General features: G+C 57.8%; 3 protein-coding genes and 1 pseudogene. All 4 read left to right on the top strand.

Annotated features, from left to right (window positions below; genetic code table 11):
• The coding region (locus ACP5VX_RS05755; RefSeq protein ID WP_428724931.1) for a hypothetical protein at positions 1-324 on the top strand (324 nt) is incomplete at its 5' end.
• A 10-nt stretch (positions 325-334) separates the two neighbouring features.
• The gene (gene csm3, locus ACP5VX_RS05750) at positions 335-1,330 is read left to right on the top strand and encodes a type III-A CRISPR-associated RAMP protein Csm3 (RefSeq protein WP_428724930.1); all 996 of its coding nucleotides are present in this window, start codon (positions 335-337) and stop codon (positions 1,328-1,330) included.
• Between the two features lie 45 nt (positions 1,331-1,375).
• Positions 1,376-2,374 carry a hypothetical protein gene (locus tag ACP5VX_RS05745; protein ID WP_428724929.1) on the top strand — a complete coding sequence of 333 codons (999 nt, stop codon included), beginning with the start codon at positions 1,376-1,378 and terminating at the stop codon, positions 2,372-2,374.
• Positions 2,367-2,708, top strand: a pseudogene (locus ACP5VX_RS05740) (hypothetical protein); the annotation flags it as partial. The gene ACP5VX_RS05745 and the pseudogene ACP5VX_RS05740, both read left to right, overlap by 8 nt.

Raw genomic sequence — 2,708 nt, 5'->3', positions numbered from 1 at the left:
AATAAAAAAAGCGCCTACAGGCGGATCCACGAGCATTACGCCGCCGTCCTCGACAAGGCGGTCGAGATACTTAGAGGCAAGACGGCTATAGACGACCAAACAAGGCAGGAGATCGTGAGAGACCTGACGAGGGTAATCATCATGGTGAAGTACCAGGCCGCCAGAGGGCAGTTAACAGAGGGGATTCCGCAGGATTTGATATCTCTGACCAACAAGCTGATCAAGAAGACAACGGAGCCGTCGGCCCAGCCGAAGCAGCTATCGAGCATGTTCGAGAGGGCTAGGATGATAATAGACTCGCTCGTGATCATGACGTTGCAATGAGGTGGTCCGAGTGTCCAGCCTCGTATTGTCGAGGCGCTTGCTGGGTATAGTAGACTTCACCTTCATCCTCGAGACAAAAACCGGGCTACTGATACGGATGCCGGTCGAGGCGCTGGTTTACAAGATCGGGGGTGCGGACGCTTACCCCATGGTCACCACGAGGAAGTACGTGCTCGAAGGCGGGAAGGAGGTGGAGATCGAGGTCCCCTACATCCCCGGCTCGAGCCTGAAGGGCAGAATGCGGAGCCTTCTAGAGCTGTCCAAGGGGCTACCACTGTACACGACCGACAAAAAGATCTGGATGTATGTAAGGAACCTGAGCGCTATGGGTGTCGAGGAGTTCGTAAAGGACGCTGAGTCCAGGAACACTATCAGCGAGCTGTTTGGCTGGGCTTCAGCACAGTACAAGGCGATCATCGACGAGATAGACAGGGAGTGCAAGGATAGGAGTAGCCCGCCGGCATTCTGCCAGGACAAGGAAAAACTCATCAATAAATTGAACGAGGTATTCCAGAACGCGATCGCGCCTGGCCGTCTGGTGTTCTCAGACTTGTTCCCCTCAGCAGAGTACGTGAAGAAGGCCGAGCCCCGCTCACTGATGGACTTCCTCGAGTACAAGGCAGAGAACAGGATCGACAGGATCACCTCTGCTGCAGACCCCCGGACGATACTGAGGGTCAAACCCCACGTAGAGTTCGAGGGCAGCATCAAATTGCTGTTGTACGATATCGACTGCAAAAAGATAGGCGAGTACATAGAGACTATCGTGGCGGGGCTAGAGCTGGTGAGCAACACGTATCTGGGCGCGAGTGGGACGAGGGGGTACGGAAAGGTAGAGTTCAAGAACATAAATGTGGTGCCGAAGGCTGTCAGGGCAACGGAGCGCGGCGTGACCCTAGTAGAGGAGAAGGACTGTAGGCGCTCGTTCAGCAAACTGGAAGAGCTCAAGAACGAAATGAAGACGGTAGCGGACTGCTTGACTAAACTATTGTGTACGAAACAATAAGGGGTAGGGTCGGAAGAAGGCAAAACATGGCCGCAAGTGACCACGATGGCAAAGCTGTTTCTACTCGAATTCACCTCTCCGTACCACGTGGGCTGGCGCGAGAGCCTCAAGATCATTGAGAGCGTAACTCTGCACAGGGCCCTCCTGTACGCGGCCTACGAGCTATTAGGCGACGGGGGCCTGGCGGACAGGCTTACCAAGACGAGGATGTCGTCCGTCCTCCCGGCGATCAAGACGAACGGCTGCTACGAGGTTCTAGTGCCCGTAGACCACCTCCCCTCCACAGTAAGGCTGAGCAAGCTGGGAGTCGAGTGGGCGCCGATCAGCGCGGTGGGGAAGCTCGTCGCAGAGGTGAACAAACGGTGTGGGGGCAGAGCGTTCGTCCTGGTACCGGGTGATGGCGCTTTGAAGGTGAAGTGCGGCGGCGACTTCGTGCTGGACCTTAGCGTGGGTGAGGGGCTGCTTACGGTGGGTGGCGGCGACCACCTTAGAGCGGGGGCCTTCTTCGAACTGTTGGAGGTCTGGAGGAACAGGGTCGACCGCGTCACCGGTGCGGCCGACTTGTTCAAAGCGACCCTGGTCAAGCCCAAGACGACGCTCGGAGTTATCGTGGACTCAGACCAGCAACAGTTCGAGGAGGTCGAGAAGACCCTCCGACTACTGGGCGAGGTCGGCATCGGCGGTATGAGGACGACCGGCGCGGGGAAGTTCATTGTAAGAGAGGGGAGACTCTGCGCGGGCGAGGACATGCTGACGGGGGTATCGGGGCCCGGCTTCCACGTCACGCTCGGGGCCTACTTGCCCTCAGTTACTGGAGACCCTGTAGACCGCACCAGGAGCGCCGTGCGTTTGGTCCAACTAGAGGGCTACGCCGGGACCCCCCTTCACACTTACATCCTACCGAAGGTAGTCTACGCAGGTGCGGGGAGCGTGTTGTACTTCGACAAAACACCGGCATTGCCGCACGTCATCAAGATCGGGACAGGAGGTCAACCCGCCCCCGCACCAGTTCTCGTGTTCAACCCGGTGATCGTGGGTGGTTAACACGGCGTGGGCGGCCGTCTTTAAAATAAGGCTAGAGCCTATAACGCCCGTCCACGTCTGGAGCGGCGAGGAGGTCGTTGTGGGGCTCGACGCGAGAGTCGCGAACAACCGGCTCGAGATAGTCGACCTCTCGACGGCAATCCCGCAGGCAGTCAGGGGCGCCCCGAGCGACCTGCTAAGACAGTTGGAGAGCGGTCAACTACTGAGGTACGCGAAAGTTGTGAGGACCATACCCACTAGGGTTAGCTTGAATAAACGCACAGCCGTCAGGTTGCTACCGGAGTACATCGTCCCGGCCTCCTCGCTGAAAGGGTACATAAGGACAGCTTTCCTA

It is taken from the genome of Thermogladius sp. (assembly GCF_049970955.1).
Taxonomy (GTDB): domain Archaea; phylum Thermoproteota; class Thermoprotei_A; order Sulfolobales; family Desulfurococcaceae; genus Thermogladius.
This window is presented reverse-complemented; position numbering and strand designations above follow the sequence as displayed.